Origin of the sequence: Kroppenstedtia guangzhouensis (genome assembly GCF_014637345.1) — a bacterium.
Taxonomy (GTDB): Bacteria; Bacillota; Bacilli; order Thermoactinomycetales; family DSM-45169; genus Kroppenstedtia; species Kroppenstedtia guangzhouensis.
The window spans coordinates 43,286-64,009 of the sequence record NZ_BMEX01000002.1; the positions used below are offsets into that span (position 1 = coordinate 43,286).

The 20,724-nt window shown below is 53.1% G+C and carries 20 protein-coding genes and 1 pseudogene; 1 reads left to right on the forward strand and 20 read right to left on the reverse strand.

Features of this window, described 5'->3' with window-relative positions:
- Positions 1–85: 85 nt before the first annotated feature.
- Genes IEV46_RS02725 through IEV46_RS02750 form a run of 6 tightly spaced genes read right to left on the reverse strand, consistent with a single transcriptional unit; the run spans position 86 to position 6,814 of the window.
- Positions 86–1,441 carry a (Fe-S)-binding protein gene (locus tag IEV46_RS02725; RefSeq protein WP_188429648.1) on the reverse strand — a complete coding sequence of 452 codons (1,356 nt, stop codon included), beginning with the start codon at positions 1,439–1,441 and terminating at the stop codon, positions 86–88.
- A complete protein-coding gene (locus IEV46_RS02730; RefSeq protein WP_229735873.1) occupies positions 1,434–2,843 on the reverse strand; it encodes an FAD-binding oxidoreductase in 1,410 nt (469 codons plus the stop codon). Before IEV46_RS02730 ends, IEV46_RS02725 begins: the two co-directional genes overlap by 8 nt.
- 35 nt (positions 2,844–2,878) lie before the next feature.
- Positions 2,879–3,769, reverse strand: coding sequence for a DUF6282 family protein (locus tag IEV46_RS02735; protein ID WP_188429653.1), 891 nt, complete (start codon positions 3,767–3,769; stop codon positions 2,879–2,881).
- A gap of 14 nt (positions 3,770–3,783) precedes the next feature.
- The gene (locus IEV46_RS02740) at positions 3,784–4,701 is read right to left on the reverse strand and encodes an alpha/beta hydrolase (protein ID WP_188429655.1); all 918 of its coding nucleotides are present in this window, start codon (positions 4,699–4,701) and stop codon (positions 3,784–3,786) included.
- A gap of 39 nt (positions 4,702–4,740) precedes the next feature.
- Positions 4,741–5,448, reverse strand: coding sequence for a FadR/GntR family transcriptional regulator (locus tag IEV46_RS02745; RefSeq protein WP_308420268.1), 708 nt, complete (start codon positions 5,446–5,448; stop codon positions 4,741–4,743).
- Between the two features lie 22 nt (positions 5,449–5,470).
- Complete coding sequence (locus tag IEV46_RS02750) at positions 5,471–6,814, reverse strand: sodium/glutamate symporter (protein ID WP_188429657.1); 1,344 nt, start codon at positions 6,812–6,814, stop codon at positions 5,471–5,473.
- 274 nt (positions 6,815–7,088) lie between these two features.
- Here IEV46_RS02750 and selA point away from each other — a divergent pair, with 274 nt between their 5' ends.
- On the forward strand, positions 7,089–8,495 hold the full coding sequence (selA, locus tag IEV46_RS02755) for an L-seryl-tRNA(Sec) selenium transferase (protein WP_188429658.1): 1,407 nt from the start codon (positions 7,089–7,091) through the stop codon (positions 8,493–8,495).
- Positions 8,496–8,530: 35 nt separating this feature from the next.
- Here the strand turns inward: selA and IEV46_RS02760 are convergent, their stop codons facing one another.
- From IEV46_RS02760 to IEV46_RS02820, 14 genes and pseudogenes are all read right to left on the reverse strand, one after another.
- Positions 8,531–9,214: an AMP-binding enzyme gene (locus tag IEV46_RS02760; RefSeq protein ID WP_229735874.1), complete on the reverse strand. Its 684-nt coding sequence runs from the start codon at positions 9,212–9,214 to the stop codon at positions 8,531–8,533.
- Between the two features lie 27 nt (positions 9,215–9,241).
- Positions 9,242–9,364, reverse strand: a pseudogene (locus tag IEV46_RS18570) (kanamycin nucleotidyltransferase C-terminal domain-containing protein); the annotation flags it as partial.
- A 76-nt stretch (positions 9,365–9,440) separates the two neighbouring features.
- The gene (locus IEV46_RS02765; RefSeq protein ID WP_188429660.1) at positions 9,441–9,578 is read right to left on the reverse strand and encodes a hypothetical protein; all 138 of its coding nucleotides are present in this window, start codon (positions 9,576–9,578) and stop codon (positions 9,441–9,443) included.
- A 98-nt stretch (positions 9,579–9,676) separates the two neighbouring features.
- Complete coding sequence (gene queC / locus IEV46_RS02770; protein ID WP_188429662.1) at positions 9,677–10,375, reverse strand: 7-cyano-7-deazaguanine synthase QueC; 699 nt, start codon at positions 10,373–10,375, stop codon at positions 9,677–9,679.
- A 4-nt stretch (positions 10,376–10,379) separates the two neighbouring features.
- Positions 10,380–11,108 carry a 7-carboxy-7-deazaguanine synthase QueE gene (locus IEV46_RS02775; RefSeq protein WP_188429664.1) on the reverse strand — a complete coding sequence of 243 codons (729 nt, stop codon included), beginning with the start codon at positions 11,106–11,108 and terminating at the stop codon, positions 10,380–10,382.
- The gene (queD, locus tag IEV46_RS02780) at positions 11,101–11,586 is read right to left on the reverse strand and encodes a 6-carboxytetrahydropterin synthase QueD (protein ID WP_188429666.1); all 486 of its coding nucleotides are present in this window, start codon (positions 11,584–11,586) and stop codon (positions 11,101–11,103) included. The genes IEV46_RS02775 and queD overlap by 8 nt, the downstream gene beginning before the upstream one ends.
- A 405-nt stretch (positions 11,587–11,991) precedes the next feature.
- The gene (locus IEV46_RS02785; RefSeq protein WP_188429668.1) at positions 11,992–13,968 is read right to left on the reverse strand and encodes a glycoside hydrolase family 15 protein; all 1,977 of its coding nucleotides are present in this window, start codon (positions 13,966–13,968) and stop codon (positions 11,992–11,994) included.
- A gap of 176 nt (positions 13,969–14,144) precedes the next feature.
- A complete protein-coding gene (locus tag IEV46_RS02790; protein WP_188429670.1) occupies positions 14,145–15,920 on the reverse strand; it encodes a glycoside hydrolase family 13 protein in 1,776 nt (591 codons plus the stop codon).
- Positions 15,921–15,936: 16 nt separating this feature from the next.
- The gene (locus tag IEV46_RS02795) at positions 15,937–16,782 is read right to left on the reverse strand and encodes a sugar ABC transporter permease (RefSeq protein WP_188429672.1); all 846 of its coding nucleotides are present in this window, start codon (positions 16,780–16,782) and stop codon (positions 15,937–15,939) included.
- Positions 16,779–18,065 carry a sugar ABC transporter permease gene (locus IEV46_RS02800; protein ID WP_188430314.1) on the reverse strand — a complete coding sequence of 429 codons (1,287 nt, stop codon included), beginning with the start codon at positions 18,063–18,065 and terminating at the stop codon, positions 16,779–16,781. Before IEV46_RS02800 ends, IEV46_RS02795 begins: the two co-directional genes overlap by 4 nt.
- Positions 18,066–18,167: 102 nt before the next feature.
- Positions 18,168–19,433 carry an extracellular solute-binding protein gene (locus IEV46_RS02805; RefSeq protein ID WP_188429674.1) on the reverse strand — a complete coding sequence of 422 codons (1,266 nt, stop codon included), beginning with the start codon at positions 19,431–19,433 and terminating at the stop codon, positions 18,168–18,170.
- Between the two features lie 303 nt (positions 19,434–19,736).
- Complete coding sequence (locus tag IEV46_RS02810; protein WP_188429676.1) at positions 19,737–19,928, reverse strand: hypothetical protein; 192 nt, start codon at positions 19,926–19,928, stop codon at positions 19,737–19,739.
- A gap of 18 nt (positions 19,929–19,946) precedes the next feature.
- The gene (locus IEV46_RS02815) at positions 19,947–20,252 is read right to left on the reverse strand and encodes a hypothetical protein (protein WP_188429678.1); all 306 of its coding nucleotides are present in this window, start codon (positions 20,250–20,252) and stop codon (positions 19,947–19,949) included.
- Positions 20,253–20,275: 23 nt separating this feature from the next.
- Positions 20,276–20,668 (reverse strand): MFS transporter, encoded by a 393-nt coding sequence (locus tag IEV46_RS02820; RefSeq protein WP_188429680.1) that lies wholly within the window; start codon positions 20,666–20,668, stop codon positions 20,276–20,278.
- Between the last annotated feature and the right edge of the window lie 56 nt (positions 20,669–20,724).

The window sequence follows — 20,724 nt, forward strand, 5'->3', positions numbered from 1 at the left end:
CGGAAAAACCAACCGTCCCAGTTTTTAAACTCCCCCGTAATCACTTACACTTCACAAACCCCAGGATTCCATTATCACTGCTCCCCTAAAAGTCACTCTCAGTCTCTCCTGTCGCGTTTGGATGCTCCGCATCGGTCTCATCTCTCGTTTCAGGTTCTGCCTCGCTAAGCAATTCAACGAGATGGACCGCTCGCATTCGGTCCTCCAAGCCTTCCCGTTTGATCCCGAGTTTCATCTGCAACAAGCAACCTGGATTCGTGGTAACGATCGTATGGGCGTCCGTTGTTTTTACATTATCCATTTTTTTATTCAAAATCTCCATGGACTCATCATATTGAATCATGTTGTAGATACCGGCCGATCCACAGCATCGATCTGATCCCTTCATCTCCCGGTAAACGACTCCAGGTATGGATTTCAACAAGCGAAGCGGTGCATCTACTACGCGCTGCACATTCAACATGTGACACGACGATTGGTAAGTCACGATTTCGTGTACAGGTTTCGTAAAAGTAAGTGTATCTAGTTCAACAAGCAATTGGTGAATGTCTTTCGTTTTATCGACAAACGCCTTGGCCCGTTCTCCCCATTCCGGTTCATCCTCAAACAATTCCTCATACTCGATTAATCGTGCCCCACACCCGCCGGCGTTGTTAACAATATAATCGACATTTTCCTTTTCGAAGGCCTCGATATTTCGCTTGGCCAGCTCTTTGGATGATTCGAGCTTACCCGAATGAGCATGCAGGGCACCACAACAAGTCTGCTCATCTGGGATAAAAACGTCTGCACCCGCCCGGGTCAACAGATCAATCGTTTGGTCGTTAATCTTGAAAAAGATGCTGTCCATCACACAGCCAGTGAAAAAACCAACGTTGACTCTGCTTCGACCGACTGCTTTCGTCACCTTCCGGCGGCGTCTTCTTTCCATCGGTGAGGGCAAATCAGGTAATACTTGCTCAAATTGGTCCAGATGAAGCGGAGCCATTTTCGTCAAACCGGTCTTTTCCAACAAGGCCTTGAGACTCGACTTTTGATAAAACCAAGTCGCATGTCCTATAAAGTTCATCCAGGTTTTCGATGGAAAAACCTGATCAAAAAGGATCTCTTCCACGATCTTTTGTCTTTTAGTTTTGGGTTTTTGTTCATCCAGAACTTCTTTGGCACCCTCCAGAATTTTACCGTATTCGACATTGGTGGGGCAGACGACAGCACAGGCGTTACATCCTAAGCATCTGTCGATCGGTTCCTGTAGTGCTTCAATACCGATTTTTCCTTCGGCAAATTGTTTGACGAGGTTGATTCGTCCCCGCGGCGAGTGAGTTTCCTTTTGCATGGACTCATAAGTGGGACAAGCCGGAAGACAATAACCACATTGAACACAGTCGAAGGTTTTTTCATAATTGATTTTTTTCTGCAATTGCTTCAATTGCTCATCCATCACGCAACACCAACGAATGCTGACCGGGTTCGGAGAAGATTTTCCCCGGGTTCAAAATGTTATTCGGATCCCAGGCCGTTTTGATCCGTTTCATCATATCCAAGCCGATCGATCCCAGCTCTTTTTCCATAAACGGCGCCTTCATCGTCCCGATTCCATGCTCACCCGAAAGCGTTCCTCCCAATTCAATCGCTGCGTTGAAAATCTCGCTGACCGCTTGCTCCACGCGGATCATTTCTTCGGTATCCCGTTGGTCACAGATGATATTTGGATGCAGATTACCGTCACCCGCATGACCAAAAACGACAAGATGGATCCCATATTTTTCTTTGATCCGATTCAAGCGATCGATCATATCGGGAATTTTGCTCCTCGGGACTGTAGCATCTTCGGACACTTTTGTCGGCTTAAACTTCACGATCGCCGGAGAAACCAACTTTCGCGCCAGCCAGAGTTGATCAGCTTCTTCCCGGGATCTGGCGACTACCGTTTCTCGCGCACCGACCTCTCTGACGATGCGATTGGTTTCCTCCATCTCCTTCTTGAGGGTTTCTTCATGTCCGTCAAGCTCGATCAACAGAATCGCTTCCGCATCCACTGGCAGTCCGATCGGTCGGTAATTTTCCACAGCGATGATGGATGACTGATCCATCAGTTCGATTTTGGCCGGCAAAATACCCGATGTCAGCACCTTCGAGATCGCTTTACCGGAGATCACCAAATCGTCAAACACAGCCATCATGGTTTGAGTAGCTGGGGGTTTTGGGATCAGTTTCAGGATTGCTTCGGTGATCACGCCGAGGGTTCCTTCCGAACCAACAATCAACTTGGTGAGATCATAACCAGTCACGTTTTTGATCGTTTGCCCGCCGGTACGGATGATTTCCCCTTCCGGAGTCACCACCTCCAGACCCAAGACATAATCTTTCGTCACCCCATACTTCAACCCTTTCGGTCCGCCCGAGTTTTCCGCCAAATTTCCTCCGATCGTGGAAACATGGGAACTGCTGGGATCGGGCGGATACATCAAACCGTATTTTTCAGCCGCTTTGTTAATATCGGAGGTAAGAACACCCGGGGAAACAATCGCCACCAGGTCATCCGGATCGATCTTTAACTTCTGTTTCCATTGGGAAAGATCCATCACGATTCCACCCTTGACCGGTAACGGACCGCCACTTAAAGATGTTCCCTGTCCCCTCGGGCAGACAGGCACTCGATATTTGTTGGCTAATTTCAGAACCGCAGAAACCTCATTTACATCCTTCACCTGAACAACCGCTTGCGGGAGATAGGTACCAAAAGAGGCGTCGTAGCTGAAACTATGCAAGTCGGATAGATTCGTGAGTAATCGGTTCTGATCAACGATTTGTGCCAGTTCTCTAAGACATGCTTCATTCAAGGTACATCCCCCCTTTCTCATCTCCCCAACCGTTTTCATGAAGAAAGAGCTAGCAGTTCTCTGGGATTGATCGAGACCATCTTTTCAATTTCTCGCTCTGAGATGCCGTTGTCCATCATTTGCTGTATGAACTCTCCCAACGCCTGCACGGGAGGAGAATTATGCGCCTGCCCGTAATCCGTCACCAGGACACACGAGTCAGCACCCAATTCCCGGATGCTATCAGCCATAGATCGCAACGAAATGTCATGAAAACCAGATCCGCACGCCAGATAACACTTCTCTAGGATACACCCCTGACACACCAGTTTTTTTTGCATATCCAGGGACATCTTTGCGATCCCGAGGTCCACATGTTGAATCAAGATCTTCTGGATGCCGATCTCTTTCGCTTCCCGCACGAGTACCTCAACTTCATAAGGAGCGAGGTGTCCCGTAGCCAACACGATATCCTTTTCAGCGATGAGATAGAGAATTTCATAGACCTCGGGCCATAGCTTCCCCTCGTCGTTTACAACCCGGATGCCGCCGGACAGATGGGGCAGGGGTTTTTCGCTGTTAAACAGTTTCCCAGTCGATCGGTGACTGTAGAATTTTTGATGCTGTTCGGCGGAAATCGTCGGCATCCAGATGATCTTGGCTCCCATCTGTATCGCCACATCCACCACTACAGGAGATAGTCCTCCGCTGAAGGCATTACAGACCAAACCTCCATAGATGTGTAGGTCCGGATATTTTTCTCCGAGCAGTGTGGCCCGATCATAAGTTTGACCTTCATGGGCTTTTAAGACAACTCCAGCCATCTTCGCACGCCGGACATCCTCAATCAGCTCCCAGTCGGTTTGTCTTCGGGGAAAAATGCTCGGCGAACTGTGCACATGCAACTCAATCGCATCTTCTAGCAACGGGTGAAAAAAATAATCCATTCGGATCCCTTCCGCTATAACATGATGGGGTGGGCCACCGAAGTTTGACGTAAGCTTTTATCGAAAAACAAGATCAGTTTCTCGATCAGCTTCTGGAACTCTTCATGGTCGGAATACATGAAGTCATTGTGTTTGCCGTTGATTGTGTACAACTCTTTCGGTTCGGAGGCGGCCTCATACAGAAAAATAGCTTCTTCATAGGGATGGAGCAAATTATTCACTCCATGAGCGATGAATAGTGGGACCGGGGCGATTTCCTTCACATGTTTTTCTACATTCATCTCGATGATACTTTCCGTGAACTGTAGCCTCGTTTGTTCACCAAACTCTTTGAGTGGAGACAACTCTTTATCCACATAGGATTTCGTCGCTGGATCGAGCGGATAGTGAATGAACGGATCCGCCAATAGGGAGTCTCCCCGTGTCACTCTACGGATACGGTCTTCTTCCAAAGTTTCGAGGATGTTACGCCAATCCGTATAGGTGTGGATTGATTTTAACCACCGTTCGCCATTGTAGAAACCATTCAATGCCACCACCGCTGAAACACGTTTATTCTTTGCCGTCACCTCAATCACATTGGATGCGCCCATCCCCCAACCGATCAAACCAATCCGGTTATGGTCAACGTTTTCTTGGAGTTGCAGGAATGTAATCGCATTATGGATGTCCTGAACTTGCTCAGAAAGGATCACACGTCCCTTTTCTCCTTCACTGTCGGCAAAACCACGATAATCAAATCCCAAACAAATATACCCTGACTGCGTCAGTTGTTTCGCAAACATCCTGGGATAAAATTTATTAAACCCGTTATAACCCGAGTTCGGGATGATGGCTGGCCGTTTCTCTCCCTCTTTCAGGTCTTCTGGCAAGTAAAGCGTACCCTGTAATAGATAGCCTTCGCTATAAAAAGAAATCTCTTTCTCGATCATGTAGCGAACCTCCGTTTGTATGTTTCTGTAGGACACGAATTATTGTTGATCTCGGTATTTTTCCAACTTGGTTCGTGCATTCCTGAGATGGATTAGCATCGCCTCCCTGGCGGCTTCCGAATCCCGGCGTGCAACAGCTTCTTTAATTGTGATGTGTTCTTCCAACACTTGTTTTCTTTTCTCATAGAATCCAACATTTTTCTTCAGGGAAAATCTCACTGCTTTATAGTACAGATTGGATATCCCTACCATCGTTTGTTTCAACACAGGATTGTGCGAAGCATCGACAATCGCTTGGTGGAAAAGGATATCCTGTTCATGCCCGATGGCCTCCTGGGTTTCAATGGCCCTCCGGATTTCGCCGAGGGCCTTTTCCATCTGTTTCAGATCTTCCTCCGATCTTCGTTTGGCGGCGAGAGCAGCAGTTTGCGATTCAAGAATCATTCGCACTTCCAATAGTTGTAGTACTTCATCAACATCCACCATTTCAAGCGTAGTCTCTTCCATCAAGTTGGTGATGGAAACCGGCTGAACAACGGTTCCGCCACCTTGGGTAGATTTGATCATCCCACTTGCCTCCAGGATGCTGAGCGCTTCACGAACGGGTGTCCGACTCACTCCAAACATTTCCGACAGCCTGTATTCTGCCGGCAATTTGTCGCCGGGTTTAAATTTCCCTTCCTTGATCATCTCTTTGATACGATCAAAAACCTGTTCCGAAACCTTCTTTCTCTCAATCCTCAGGATACATCCCTTCTTTCATTTATCCCTAACGTATTTGATTCTTTGGAACCAGCCAACCTCTGAAATGGGCCAGGGTGAATAAAGCAATTCCGACACCCAGTACGACTGTAGTGAACAACCATCCCGTCCCGGCAACCATCATGATTGGACCAAGGGTGATAATCAATAACTCAACTGGAACCATACCGATGTAACCCAACGAGTAGTCCTCCAACGTCGTCGTCTTGGAGTCCGGATCCACGATACGCAACAATGCCATGCCCATGGCAACCGTACCGGTAGACCAGCCCCACCCGAAAAGCGCGTTTTCAAACCAATGCCGGTAAAAGACGCGGGGAGCGATAAATCGATAGATGCACCACGCCCAAATCAAACCGAAAATGAATAGCAGAATCAACGGATAAGCATACTTGGCAACCACCGACAGTTGGATGGAAGTCATACCGAAAGCGACCAAGAGGTCTGTGGCCGTCCCACTGATCCGATTGACAACACGCTTGTCAATGTAAGCGTCAACGCCCAACCGGCGGAAAGCTGCTTGAAAGACCAACCCAACAACGTATGCGAGGCTGAGCAGAGGGAGACTAATATTCGGAAAAACCTGCCCCAAGACCTCCTGGAGATAATAACCGACCAAGACAATCATGGAGATCACGGAGAAATGGAAAACAATCGGATCGATGGAAATAGAAGATACCGTGTCATCCCCCATCGATTTCCTCTTCTCCTTTTTTATAAGGCCGGTTCGAAGTTCTTCTGGGAGTTTATGGACGTCTTGAATAAACTGGGTCTGATTCTTCCTGGCGCTTAACTTGATCAGGATCAAACCGCCGACGATGGAACTGATAATCCCCACGGTTGCTGAGGTGAAACCGAGTGTCATCGCTTCATCCCAGCCAAGGGAGGAATACGCTTGTCCGATCGCCGCCGCGGTACCATGACCCCCGACGAACCCGGCCCCCAAAATCAGCCCAAAGCCGTCGGGCAAATCCCAAACCGAACTTAATATGATGTAACCGAAAAGCGCTCCGCCCCCCCACATCAGTGTGGTTAACAACATAGAATAGAGCCACATGTTGCGAACCCGTTTAAAGGTTTGACTCCATTTCACTTTCGCTGCCCCAACAGGAATCGCCCCGAAAATAACAGCGATCAAAATTTCCGGATACTCAGCGATATGACTAGTGAACGGGAGTATCTGAAATCCGTTAGGTCCGAGAATCAACCCCAAAAAACCTGCAATAATGCTGGCCGGCAAAAAGAATGACTGAACCAAACGAATTTTCGCTCTCAACAACGTTCCAACCAACAGCAGCACACCGATCAATCCGATATCGATAAATAAATTCCATAACGAAAAACCTTCCATAGTTCATCCCCTTTCGAAGAAGCACCATCTCTTCACCAAGAAAGCGCTATCATAAATTTGTATTACAATTATACAATATGAGGACTTCTTCGTAAAATCAGTAATAAATGTATTAATCAAATGCAAAGATTTCGGCAACTGATTCAAAGCTATGAAATTCAGTACTGGGATGGTTCCGACTGGGTAACAGTACATTTCTTTTTTGCACCACCTTTGCACATGCACATACCATCGTCTATGATGAAAGTACCTTTGCACCGAGAGGTTGAACCCGATGCTGACAGATCCACAACGAGAAGCCTTGCGCCGGTTGCCGGCGGTTCATGAGTTATTGAAACGGAAGGAGCTCACCCCGTGGCTGAAGCGTCTGCCCCGGGGGTGGGTTGCCCAGGCGGTGGGGGAGGCGATCGCCATGGGCAGGCGGGAGATCCTGGAGAATCCCACAGCTCCCCATCCATCTGCAAGTGAACTGGTTGCCCGGGCCGTGGACTCCCTTCACCGGCTGACGGAGCCCCGGCTCCGCCCCGTCCTCAACGGGAGCGGAGTGGTTCTCCACACCAACCTGGGTCGGGCTGTGTTAAGTGAGGCGGCGACGGAGGCGATCCGGCAGGTGGCCCGCTCCGCCAGCAACCTGGAGTTCAGGCTGGAAGAAGGGGGCCGGGGCTCCCGCTATGACCATGTTGAGGAGCTCCTCTGCCGCCTCACCGGGGCGGAAGCCGCCATGGTGGTAAACAATAACGCCGCCGCCGTCTTTCACGTGTTGCAGGCCTTGGCCAAGGGAAAAGAAGTGATCGTCTCCCGGGGGCAACTGGTGGAGATCGGCGGCTCCTTTCGAGTGTCTGAGATTATGCGGGAAAGCGGCGGCCGGCTGGTGGAGGTGGGCACCACCAACAAAACCCGGATCCAAGACTACGAACAAGCCCTGACAGATGAGACGGGAATGCTGATGAAAGTGCACACCAGCAACTTCCGAATCATCGGTTTCACCGAGGAAGCCTCCCGGCAACAGCTGGCGACGCTGGCCTGGAAGTGGAGCATCCCCTTCTTTGAGGATTTGGGCAGCGGGATCCTCTATGACTTGAAAGCACACGGCATCGGGGATGAACCCACGGTCCGGGAGTGCCTGGAAGAAGGGACGGATCTCCTCAGCTTCAGTGGGGATAAGCTGTTGGGCGGTCCCCAGGCCGGAATCATTGTCGGAAAGAAAGTCTGGATCGATCGGTTGAAAAAGAACCAATTGACCCGCTCTCTCCGCGTCGACAAATTCACTCTGGCCGCCCTGGAAGCGACTCTGCGCCACTACTTGAATCCCGAGGAAGCGGCACAGAAGATTCCCACCCTGCGCCAGATTCTGAAGGAAGAAGGGGAACTGAAGTCAGCGGCGGAACAGCTGGCCGGCATGATCCGGGAGACAACCGGGGACGTTCTCCGGATCGAAACCGTGCCCGCCCGTTCCGAGGTGGGCGGCGGTTCCTTGCCCGGTGTGGAGCTCCCCACTCACTGTGTCGCTATCACTCCACAAAAGATGTCCCTCACCCAACTGGAGTACCGCCTGCGCCAAGCACCGGTGCCAGTGGTGGGCCGGGTCTTCCAAAACCGCCTCTTCCTGGACCCCCGCACCCTGGAAGTAAACGATTTCCCCCAGGTGGCCGCCAGCTTTCGATACGCTCTGCAAATGTGAAAAGAGTCTCCATCCGTTCATGGAGACTCTTTTTTTCAATGGTTGCGATTCACCTGATGAGCCCATTCCTTTTCCCGCAACACAAATTTTTGCACTTTCCCCGTAGACGTTTTCGGGAGTTCACCGATCTCCACCTGATCGGGACATTTGAAATGAGCCAGACGGTCGCGGCAAAACCGGATGATTTCCTGTTCCGTCACTTGCTCTCCCGGTTTCAGAGAGATAAAGGCCTTCGGACGTTCCCCCCATTTTTCATGGGAGATGGCCACCACAGCAACCTCATAGACCGCCGGGTGCTGCGCAATGGTGTGTTCCACTTCGATGGAGGAGATATTTTCGCCGCCAGAGATGATTACATCCATAGAACGGTCTTTTAATTCTATATATCCACCGGGATGCCAGACACCCAAATCTCCAGAATGAAACCAACCGCCGGCAAAAGCCTTTTCCGTGGCTTCCGGATCGTTGTAGTATCCCTTGGCCACCAGATTGCCTTGCATGACCACTTCCCTGATCGTTTTGCCGTCCTGTGGCACATCCTTCAGTTCGGCATCCACCACCCGGGCGCGTTCCGCCGTAACATAGGCTTGTCCCTGACGGGAGATCAGGAGCGCCTGTTCATTCACGGGAAGTTCATCCCAATGTTCCTGCCATTTGCAGACGGTGTGGGGACCGTAAGTCTCTGTCAGACCGTAGACATGAATGGGATGAATGTCCAAGAAAAGAAAGCGCCCCCCTTTCCAAAAGTTCTCACAGACATGGATCATCGCTTCAGAATCATTGAGGTGTCCTGACATTACCCTCTCACAAAGAGGATCCAATCCGGCAGGACGGTTAGGTAAGTGAAGGGACTCCGGTAGCACTTGAGCACTGGTGGAGAATCACTTCCTGTTGCAGATCATTCGAAACTGTAGGACTCACCAGACGATCGAAGCACATGAAAATTCATGGCCCCTCCAAGGGCGGATTGCGGATGTGAGCTGCAAAATCATCAGCATAGGGTGCCCTGGATCTTTCGATCCCTTTCGCAGCCTGCTCCACATCGTAAAAGCTTTCCACAAAGCGGATATCCGGTCCCAACAAAGCCCAACAGGCACCCTCCGCACCGCTGGGCCGTTCCGAAGGATTTCGGAAGAGTTCCAAATGATTGGCTGCAAGTTGATCATGGCGATGTGATGGCTTTATCCTCTTCTTTCTTCCAAGTGTTGCGCATAGGGGATCGGATCCACTGCCCCGACATCGCGAAACCCTTTCAGTCGAAGGCGACAGCTGTCACAGAGACCGCAAGCCACTTCATTCCCCCGATAACAGGAGGTGGTCAAGTGGTAAGGAACTTGCAACCGTAGGCCTTCCCGGATCGTTTCCCCTTTGGAGAGATGGAGTAACGGCGCTTCCAGGCGAATCGGATTTCCATTCACCCCCGCTTTTGTTCCACGGCGGACGGTCTCCTCCATGCTCCGGATAAATTCCGGCCTACAGTCAGGATAACCGCTGTAATCCACCGCCGACACACCGATATAGACTTTCACAGCACCGATCACCTCCGCGTAGGCGGTGGCCAGGGAGAGAAAAATGAGGTTGCGGGCCGGGACATAGGTGGAGGGGATCTCCTCTCCCGAGCCGTCGGGAACCGGCACTTCCAGCTTGTCATCCGTAAGCGCGCTCCCGCCGATCTGACTCAGAAAGCCCATGTCCACCACCCGATGTTCCTTCACCCCGAAATGCTTCGCCACTTTCCGGGCTTGTTCCACCTCACGGTAGTGGCGTTGCCCATAATGAAAAGTGAGGGGATACAGTTCATAACCAGCCTCCTGTGCCAACCCCATGCAGGTGGTACTATCCAACCCACCGCTCAGCACCACCACCGCTTTTTCATCCATGTTTTCAGACACCCCTTTCCGCGGGATCCCAGATCCATTTATGAAGTTGCAAGCTTACTTTCGCCTGGGGCAAAGGCTCCTCCAACACCCATTCGACCAACTTTCTCGGAGGCAAGTTTTCAAACACCGGACTGAAGAGAATCTGCCCCTCCCGATGGCACTCCTGCACCACACGGACGGCAGCACGGAAATCCTCTTGATCCCCGATGACAAACTTGACCTCGTCCCGATCAGTCAACACCCGGAAATTGTCCCGCACCATACGGTGCTCCTCCCCGGAAGCGGGCAGCTTGTAATCCATGATGAAACGGATTTTTTCCCACTGCTCCCCACCTTCCCTGCGAAGACGGCTGAAGGGAGCTAGGTTAATCGCCCCGTTGGTCTCCACATGGACGTCCTCCACCTGATTCAAATCGGCGAGGGCGGCCAACAAGGCAGCCGATTTCTCGCGGTGCATCAGCGGCTCCCCACCCGTCAGACAGATTCTCCGGCTCGGATAACTCCTCACCCGCTCCAAAATCTCTTGAATCGTCGCCTCAAACTCCGGTTGGGCGGGGGCATAGCTGTAGGGGGTGTCACACCAGGTGCAGCGGAGATTACAGTGAAACACCCGGATAAAGACGGTGGGATAGCCCGCCGCGCTTCCTTCTCCTTCTACCGTTTCAAAGATCTCCACCATCGGAAGTTTCCAGGCTCGATATTCCTCCGGTTGCGGCAGTTCCCAATTATTCATCGAAGTCCTCCGCTTCCATCCACTCCCTTTTCATCGTGGCCCGGCTGGTGGGTGTCTCATAGAGGACCAACTCTTCCAGACGGTGCCCCCGTTTTTTCCATCCATCCTGCTCCAGCCGGTCATCCAACACCTCCCAGATCCAAACGATCATGTTTTCCGCGGAGGTGTTCATGTTAGGGAGGACTTCATTCAGATAACGGTGATCCAGCCGGGCTTCGACTTCCTCCTTGTACATCCTTTTGATTTCCCCGAAATCAACGGCAATCCCGATTTCGTCAACAAACCCGCTGATGGTGATCACCAGCCGGTAGGTGTGACCGTGAAGGCTCTTGCATTTTCCTTTGTAGAGATGTAAGTGGTGGGCGGCATCAAAGGTGAACTCCCGAGTGACGGCCACGCGCTTCCGATGATAGCGGAGCTCGTGCCGACCGATGTCCACTCCCAGCCGTTGCACCCGATCGGGTATACTGAACTTCATGAAAAAACCCCTTTCAATTAAAGGGGGACATGGAAAAGACCTCTGGGATCAACTTCTCCCGATCCATGGAGGTGGTAGATATGCTTTTCGGTCCCCTAGTGTTTTTTTAAGAGTGGTGGGTTTCCGACACTCTTTTGCGGGTAGATGTCACCCGCTTCAGTTTAACACATCCTTCACTCTCTTGACGAAAAACCTCCCGATGGTGGGACGGCCACACAATCCCTTACAACAAGGCCCTAGCGAGACCTGAAACGGAGTGACATGGCGAGACTTGTGCCCTCTGTTTGCCCTGCTTCTTATGGATAAAAAACTTATGATCCCACAGAGTATCCTGGGGATTCTCCCCCATACCGCAGACCCGCCTCGCAGAAAAAGAAAAAAGGCGGCCCTCAGGCCGACCTTTTTTCAATCCACCATCTCCATTTTTGTTCCCGCCGGTTTCTCCCTCGCCTCAATCCAGTCCAACACTGTCAGCACCAGCATGGCGTGGGACCAAGTCAGGGGGACCACCCAGGCGGGTCGGCCGGTCTGTTTGTCCACCTGCTCCGGCAACAGATCCAGGGAGGTGCGATGTTCCACCGCCCAGCGAAGAAGTTTCTCCCCACCCGCCACATCACCGGCTTTAAACTTATACTGAGCCAACCACAAGGTGGTCAGAATCCAGGGGTTGCCCCCGATATAGGGGTCCTGTTCATAACGTTGGATCCCGCCGACAGGACTTTGGCCGAGGGCCTTCTCGACGGCGGCGGCAGTCTGTCTCACCCGCGGGTCGCTTAGATCAAAGAGTTCAAAGGGGATGTTGACTCCGAGAAGACTGACATCGATCACGGGATCGGCCCACAGACGGTGGGTTGTGTATCCTTTGTCATCAGTCTCCGAAATTGTCTGGATGCCTCTGGCACGGGCGACTTCGTATTCCTCCCGGGAGACGGCCAGTTTCACCCCGCGAAGAAAGGAGTTTCGCTCCGGATTCCACAAGAGCCGGTCAGCGGCGGCCTGAAGGGAGGAAGCCACATTGGACCAACGCTTCGCTTCCTCTCCGTACCCCAGCTCCCGGGCCGTTGCTGCCGCTGCGGTCAAGCCGCCATACACCGCCGCCGCCGAGTAGGTGTGCTCCCCATCCCGCTCCTCCCACAGGTCCCGGCTGGGGTAGGGCAATCCCGTCTCCGGATCGATAAATCCGACGAGGAAGTCGGCTCCTTTCCGGATCGCGGTCCACATTTCCTCCAGAAAAGATCGATCCTCCGTTTCCAGGTAATGTTGCCACATCCCCCACAGAATGGAGCCTGGTTCATCAATCTGCAGTCCCCAATGGGGAGCGAGACGGCCGTCCAGGAAGTGGCGCTGTTGCCAAGAGCCATCGGGGCTCTGAGCGGTCACCGTCCAACGATAAAAATCTCGGACCATCTCGTGATACCCCGCCCGGTCGATCGCCGTGGCGATATAGGCGGCATCCCGACCCCAACAGTAAGCATACCCCCCGCACTGGCTGAAGCTCTCATCAAACTCGGGGGCAGCGATCAGACTGCCGTAACGCTCATCACTCATCAACTTAAACACGATCAGGGAGCGCCGGTAGAGCCGGTCGATCTCTTCCTCCCCGGTCTGCACGGGTTTGGCCCGGGACAGATATTCCCGCCAATAGGCGAGTGTCCTCTCCCGCATCCGGTCTACCCCTTGTTCCCGGGCTTGGTTCAGACAAACCAGCGCCGCATCTACCCCGTCGCCGAAAGCCAAGAAAAGCGGCAAACGGAATTCTCCCCCCGGTGGCAGCTCCCCCAGCTCCCAAGAGAGGGCCCCTTCGGTCTCCATCGCAATCTCCGTCCCAGTTAACTCTCCTCTTCCGACAACTGCCTGGGCATTCCCCGCCTGGAATCCGGACACGGGACGGTCCGCTCCAATAGCACAAGCATACCGGTGTCGGAAATGGACGAGGGCTTCCCCCTTCCGGTCGAAGGCGACGCTGTTGTACAGCCGGCTCTCCATCATCGCCATGGAAGAGTACCAAAGAAACCGCACCGGAAGGGGACGGTCCGAGCAGTTGGTCACCGTGATGTCCCGTACCAACACATCCTCCCCCCGGACAGCGAAATCTTCGCAGGTCACCTCGACTCCGGTTGGTTGATGGCGACTTTGTGTCCGCAGGAGGGCGGAATCTCCCACATAGGACTGCCGGTGAGTCCACTCTTCCCCATGGGTCCAGCGGACCTCCTCCGTGATCCCGGGCAGAAGTATTCCCATCAACATCTGATCCACATGCTGCGGACCGTCCACCCGGGGCCACCACAACCGGTGGAGCTGCCCGTCCTTCCCATAGGTTGCCAGCATCTTGGCGTTTCCGGTCACCCCGTCGATCAAGTACGGCTTTTTCTCCAATCCCATCCGCTCCTGTTTGCTTTGATATCCACTAACTACTAGACTAGAAGCATTGTGAATTTGTGCTAGCCGGGTGGGTCGGGAGTGGGTTTCACATGACCTTTTCGCTGTTCTTACGATTCAAAATCACTCCATGTGAAACCCAATCCTCCCCATGACAACCTTTTCACAACCTTCTACCGTCATAAATCTTCTTCATACCAGGAAGTCTCAACCAGAATCATTCCCTCCTTCCCCTTAAGGGAAAGAGTGACGACACCTCCTTGAACCGGGTACCAGTTCCCGGTGAGCGCATCGATCAAAACCGATCCTTCTTCCCAGGCAGATGCATCCAGCACCCATTTTTGCCGCCCGTAGCTGTTGTTGAGAACCACCCCCACGCTCTCCTCGCAATGCCGGCGCAAAAAAGCATACAACCCCTTCTCTCCGTCGGCAGACCAGGTTCTGAATGCGCCCCTCCGCAGGGGAGCACACTTCCTCCGGATCGCTGTCAACTTCCGGACATAGGCGAGCAGTTCCCGATCCTGTTTTTCCTCCTCCCATATCATGGGACGACGACAGTCGGGATCAGCCCCTCCCTGCATCCCAATTTCATCCCCGTAATAGAGCATCGGGATGCCCGGATAAGTCATCTGGAATAACAGGGCCAGTCGGAGTCGCTGACTCTCCCCGTTGCAGAGGGTGAAGAAGCGTTCCGTGTCATGGGAGCTCAGCAGGTTGAACATGGCGAAGGCCACCGGTTCCGGCACCGCCATCCGGGCGGCGCTCAGGCGGGCGTCAAACTCTTCCGCATCCAGCTCCCCGGTGGCAAAAAAGGAGAGAACCGCCTCCCGAAAGGGATAGTTCATCACCGAATCAAACTGATCTCCCCGCAGCCACGGACCGGCATCATGCCAAATCTCCCCCACGATCAGTGACTCGGGACGGATGCTCTTCACCCGTCTGCGAAAAGCCCGCCAAAATTCCGGATCCACCTCGTTGGCCACATCGAGACGCCAGCCGTCGATCCCCACCTCCCGGATCCAATGCTCGGCCACCTCCAGAAAATAGTCCTGCACCTCTGCACGATGCGTCATCAGCTTGGGCATCCCGGAGATGTTTTGTGCAAAAGTTTCATAGTTGGGTTCCGGTTCCATCACCACAGGGAAGTCCCGGATCCGGAACCAGTCCTTATACAAGGAGGACTCCCCCTTCTCCCGGACATCCCGGAAGGCGAAGAATCCCGCTCCGCAATGATTGAACACCGCGTCAAACAGGACGCGGATCCCATAGCGATGGGCCGTCTCCACCATCTCTCTGCAAATCTCCACATCTCCGAAATGAGGGTCGATCCGGTAATAATCCTCCGTATCATACTTGTGGTTGGAGGGAGACGAAAACACCGGAGTAAGATAGAGGAGATTTACCCCCAGATCCGCCAGATAAGGCATCCGGTCGATGATTCCCCGCAGGTCTCCTCCGTAGAAACTGTCCGATTGCGGCCGGGTATCGGCACTCCAAGGCATCACCCCCTCTGGATCCCGATCCGGATCCCCCTTGGCAAACCGATCGGGAAAGATCTGATAGACCACTGCGTCCCGGGCCCAATCCGGTACCCGGATCACCTCTTCCACATGGATATAGGGGTACTGGAACACTCCCGCCCGTGTCCGCTTCGGAGTGATTCCTTTCTCTCCATACCAGAGGGTACACCCTTTTCCCTCCAACCGGAAAACGTAGCGCACCCGACGGGTGGGAACCGGGATGGAGCCCTCATACCAATCAAAACGCTCATCGGCGGCGACCCACTCCAGTTTCTCCTCTTTCCGATCCTCCTCAGGGTCATATCGATCCCCGTACACCACCCGGCACTGGATCCGCTCTCCCTTTTTCATCCGGATTCGCACTTGAAGTTTTTCCCGTTCCACAGGATAGGCAAAGGGAGGCTCCGGTCGGTGATCGATCGCTTCCAACAACATGGGCAGTTCTCCTTTCTCAACCCTTGGTCGCGCCGGCGGCCAGACCCGAGACAAAATACCTTTGCAAGAACAGGAAAAATGCGGCAATCGGGAGGGCGATCAAGACAGAGCCGGCGGCAAAGCGGGTGAAGTTCTGGCCGAACTGTTCATTGATAAACCCGAACAGACCCACTGCCAGCGTCTGATTTTCCGGGCTAGTCAGGATAATCTGCGGCAACAGAAAATCCCCCATCGGCATGATGAAGTTAAACAGGGCAACCACGGCGATAATCGGCTTGGCCAGCGGCAACATAATTCGGAAGAAAACCGTGTTGTGTCCCGCTCCATCCAGTTTGGCCGCTTCGTCCAAGCCCCTGGGGATCGTGTCAAAATAACCCTTCACCAGCCAGGTGTTAAATGGGATCTGGGTCCCGGCATAGATCAGAATCAGTCCCAGATGGGTGTCCAGCAAATTCACCATGTTCAGGAGCACATAAAAGGCCACCATCGCCATCGTCGGCGGAAACATCTGCAGAAGCAGGAAGGTGATCAACCCGTGCTTCCGTCCGGCAAACTTGTAGCGGGAAAAGGCGTAGGCTGTCCCTGCTGTCAGCAGCACTGACAGGGAAGCGTTGATCAGAGAAATCTTCAACGTATTGCCGTACCAGGAGAAGTAATGGCTGTCCGGACTGGTGAACAACCAGACATAGTGCTTCACTGTCGCCTTCTCCGGAATCATGGAGCTGGAAAAGAGACTCGTCCCCGGATTAAAGGAGGCCCCGATGATCCACAGAATAGGAAAAAGGGTGACTACAACCATCAATACCAGAATCAGATACGTAACAATTAAACCGATCCGGGATGCCCAAGACTGTTTCTTCATTGGATCAAATCCTCTTCCTGAAATGCTCGAGTTTTACGGAACTGGTAGAGGGAGACCAGCATCAACACCAACGACATGATCAGTGTGACTGCGGCAGCATAGTTGTATTTGTGGGTGTCAAAGGTGAGTTTGTACACCCAGGTGATCAGGATATCGGTACCCCCGGCACTCTGTCCGGGTACCGCCGGTTTCCCCTGGTTGAACAAGTAGATCACATTGAGATTGTTGAAATTGAAAGCGTACTGGGTGATCAGCACCGGAGCCGTTGCATACAGCACCAGCGGCAGCGTAATCCGGCGGAATTTCTGGAAGGCGGTCGCCCCGTCCATCTCCGCCGCCTCGTAGAGATCAGAGGAGATACCTTGCAACACCCCGGCACAGAGAGCCAGGCTGAAAGGAAAACCCAGCCAGATCTGGACCAGGAGCAGGGCGACGCGTGTCCACATCGGATCGGTCATCCAGGGAATCTCCCCGACACCGATGTTCTGCAGCATGGTGTTGACCGGACCGAAGTTGTCATCAAACATCCCGGAAAAAACCAGGATAGAGACAAAGGAAGGAACCGCCCAAGGCAAGATCAACACCGTCCGGAAAAACTTCTTGAACCGGACTCCCTTCTGATGAATCAACACCGCCAGGATCAACCCCAAAGCAAACTGAAGGGTCGTGGCCACCAACGTCCAGACGATGGTCCAGGAGAAAACACTGATAAAGGAGTTTTGCCACAGGGGGGACTGGAACATCCCCACGAAGTTGGAAAAACCGACCCAGTCCACCAACTTCGCCGGAGGGGAATGGTAGAGATCATAGTTGGTAAAGGCGATCGCCACCGTGAACAGGATCGGAAAGACCACCACAAAGGTGAGCAGAATCAAACCTGGCGTCACCAACAGATAGGGATAGCCCTTATCGGTGATCATCCGATAAGTCTCCCGAAGGGTGGGAGGGTTCTCACCCCGGTCTCTCATCCTGCCGACCCGATAGGCATCCCGAATATTGAGGGCATAAAACCCCAGCCCGAAGATGATCAGGATCACCGCAATGATTCCCTGAGCCAACAGCAAAACCGAATGGTCGAGGAAGGGTTCCGTACCCAGGGTAACAATCCCCCATAACCCGATATTGAGAAAATCGAAGGAAGCGATGAGGAAAGCGATCTCCGCAATCAGAAAGGAGAAGCCTTTCCACCATTGACGGTTATAAATCTGCCCCAGTCCCATCACCAGGATCGACAACAACGCCGCTCTCCGGCGGTGGAACGAGGAAGGGCGCTCCGGTTGCATCGTGAGTTTTGCGTCAGTTGCCACGATTGTAAAACCTCCCTCCCCGATGAAAGAAACAGAGAGCGCGGAGCCCGTCTGGGTCCGCACCCGCCTGAACTCCGATCACTGTTTTTGTGTTTTGATCTGTTCTTCGATCTGCTTCACCGCGTCATCCAGGGCTTGCTCGGGCTTTTGTTTCCCCTTGGCCACAAAGGTGATCGCATTGGCGATAGGATCCCAAACCTGCCCCATTTCCGGGATGTTGGGCATGGGGGTACCCTGGGCCGCCTGCCCGGCAAACCCGGCCACCAGCGGATCATCCTTCACGATTGGAGCCTCCAAAAGATCCTTACGGGAAGGGATCTCCCCCGTGGTCTTAAACCGATCTTGCAACGCTTCCTTTCCAGTCAGGAACTGAAGAAAATCCGTCGCCCAGTATTTGTTTTTGGAATAGGCTGAAATATACAACCCTTTCACTCCGATAAAGGTGCGGGGATCTTTGCCGTTCAATTTCGGGATGGGAGCCACCCCCACATCGATGCCGGCATCCCGGTAATCCTTCACCGCCCAGGGTCCGTTGATAACTGCCGCCACCTTGCCTTCCTTAAAAAGGCCGTTGACGGTGTCATCTTTCAATCCCGGTGGGAGCAACTTGTCTTCATACCAGGATCCGATCATCTGCAACCCTCTTTTGGCACCGCTGTTGTTCAAGCCGATGTCCGCAGGATCCAGCTTGCCGTCCAGCTCCTTGAACACATATCCGCCGAAGGCATCCAGGACAAAATAGTCATAGTAGAAGTTCTCCCCTTCAAAGAGCAAGCCATACTTCTTTTTAGCGGGATCGGTGTTCTTCTTGGCAAAATCGATCAGTTCCTCGAAGGTTTTGGGAGGTTGCTTCATCAGCGCCTTGTTGTACAAAAGGGCGATGCTCTCGGTGTTGCGGGGCAGGCCGTAGAGCTGGCCGTCATATTGCATCGCCTGAATGGTGGACTCGTTATACTGATCTGTCACCTCCTCCTCCACCTCGATCGGTTGGATCAAACCTTTGATCACCGCCTCCCCGATCCGGTCATGGGGCCAGGTGACCACATCGGGCCCTTTGCCGTTGGGGCCGTCCAGGGTCAGCTTCTCCTGCTGTTTCAAGATGTCCACATCGATCACCTTCACCTGGATCCCTGTCTTCTTTTCATACTCTTTTGCCATTTTACGGGTGTGTTTCAGATGGTTGGCATCCTTGTTCTCCCAGATCACCAGCTGTTTTGGCTTCTCTTCCTTGCCCCCTTCTTTTGCGGTGGTGCCGCCATCCCGCTGAGGACCGCAGCCTGCCAACAGACTGACAGCCACCACCCCCGCCATAGACAGGGACATCCACTTTTTCCACTTCAACATGATCAACCCCCTTTTAAAATGCAATCGTTTGCACAAATGAGATAAAAAAACAGATTCTTTACCTTAAGTATTCAGATAAATCGTTTGCACTATATTATATTTCATCCTCCCTTCCGTTTTTCCTTCCCGGAAAACAAAAAAATTCCGGGTGGGTGCTGGATACGTTGGGATTTAGTACGTCCTTGAATGGCCGGGATTGGGTTTCACATTTCGGCGCCAAAGTTCTGAAAGACGCTCCATGTGACACCCAACCCTCCCTGTGAACGGTTTTTTCACAACGCTTCTAATCCGGTTCTATATCATCTATGATCGCTCCACCTGTATCGGAGCCTTTCGACGACGGAATACACTTTTCCCCAACAACAGAAGTGCACCCAGCAAACCGGCGGCCACCACCTTCCAGGCCACCCCCGCTCCTCCGGTATCCGCCAGCCAGCCGAAAGCCGCCGGGGCCTGCACGATTCCCACTTGGTTGACAGTCAGTGCGAACCCCACCGCCTGTCCCGATGTCCCCTATACTGTGGATTCTGCCACCTGAACCAGAAACAAGCTGTACCATCCGATTCCAAAAAATCCGATCCAGACGCACAAGAATACCATCCCCCAACCGCTACCGGTCACCCAGAGAGAAAGGAGAAGCAGGGTTCCTCCCAGACAGGCCCCCACACCAAAAAACAGAAAGGACAAACGACGGCCACCGAATCGGTCACTGATCCAAGGCAGAAGACCCGTCCCGCCGCCAAAACCGGGACCAGAGACGGAATTCGCAACACCTGCCGGACACATTTCCACAAAGAGGGGACAGATTGCACTTGACACCCCTGCAGGTTCCCGATAAAAGATTAAAAACAGGAGCCCGCACAGAACGGAAATCGATGACTGAAACCCCACCGCCGCCTTCCAACCGAATGCCCTTGACAACACCGGCAGCATGAAACTGCCACCGCCCCGCCGATGGGAATTCCCGTCTGCCGGATCCCCATGGCCAGCCCCCGTTCCCCATGTCGGTCCAGCATCCGGCCCACCCAGATCATGGACAAAAGCGGTCCCAGTTGAACCGCCGACATCAACAAATCCGCCTGGGTGTGGGGCCAGCCGAATTCCTGTTGCCAGATGGCGGAGAGGGGACCGATGCCATAAGTGACCAGAGTGGCCCCGGCCTGCACCGCCATCGCCAACCCCAACATTCCCCAGCGGGCCCTCCCTTTCCTTTCGGGTTTCACCTGATCCTCCATATCCACCGCCTCCTCTCTTTCATCTTAGAAAGAGAGGAGGCATTGTGTAAAATGAT

Bases quoted from the DNA above. Each gene is read 5' to 3' on its own strand.
- IEV46_RS02725 (WP_188429648.1), bottom strand. From the start codon at position 1,441: ATGGATGAGCAATTGAAGCAATTGCAGAAAAAAATCAATTATGAAAAA.
- IEV46_RS02735 (WP_188429653.1), bottom strand. From the start codon at position 3,769: ATGGATTATTTTTTTCACCCGTTGCTAGAAGATGCGATTGAGTTGCAT.
- IEV46_RS02740 (WP_188429655.1), bottom strand. From the start codon at position 4,701: ATGATCGAGAAAGAGATTTCTTTTTATAGCGAAGGCTATCTATTACAG.
- IEV46_RS02750 (WP_188429657.1), bottom strand. From the start codon at position 6,814: ATGGAAGGTTTTTCGTTATGGAATTTATTTATCGATATCGGATTGATC.
- selA (WP_188429658.1), top strand. From the start codon at position 7,089: ATGCTGACAGATCCACAACGAGAAGCCTTGCGCCGGTTGCCGGCGGTT.
- queC (WP_188429662.1), bottom strand. From the start codon at position 10,375: ATGGATGAAAAAGCGGTGGTGGTGCTGAGCGGTGGGTTGGATAGTACC.
- IEV46_RS02775 (WP_188429664.1), bottom strand. From the start codon at position 11,108: ATGAATAATTGGGAACTGCCGCAACCGGAGGAATATCGAGCCTGGAAA.
- queD (WP_188429666.1), bottom strand. From the start codon at position 11,586: ATGAAGTTCAGTATACCCGATCGGGTGCAACGGCTGGGAGTGGACATC.
- IEV46_RS02785 (WP_188429668.1), bottom strand. From the start codon at position 13,968: ATGGGATTGGAGAAAAAGCCGTACTTGATCGACGGGGTGACCGGAAAC.
- IEV46_RS02790 (WP_188429670.1), bottom strand. From the start codon at position 15,920: ATGTTGTTGGAAGCGATCGATCACCGACCGGAGCCTCCCTTTGCCTAT.
- IEV46_RS02795 (WP_188429672.1), bottom strand. From the start codon at position 16,782: ATGAAGAAACAGTCTTGGGCATCCCGGATCGGTTTAATTGTTACGTAT.
- IEV46_RS02800 (WP_188430314.1), bottom strand. From the start codon at position 18,065: ATGCAACCGGAGCGCCCTTCCTCGTTCCACCGCCGGAGAGCGGCGTTG.
- IEV46_RS02805 (WP_188429674.1), bottom strand. From the start codon at position 19,433: ATGTTGAAGTGGAAAAAGTGGATGTCCCTGTCTATGGCGGGGGTGGTG.
- IEV46_RS02820 (WP_188429680.1), bottom strand. From the start codon at position 20,668: ATGGAGGATCAGGTGAAACCCGAAAGGAAAGGGAGGGCCCGCTGGGGA.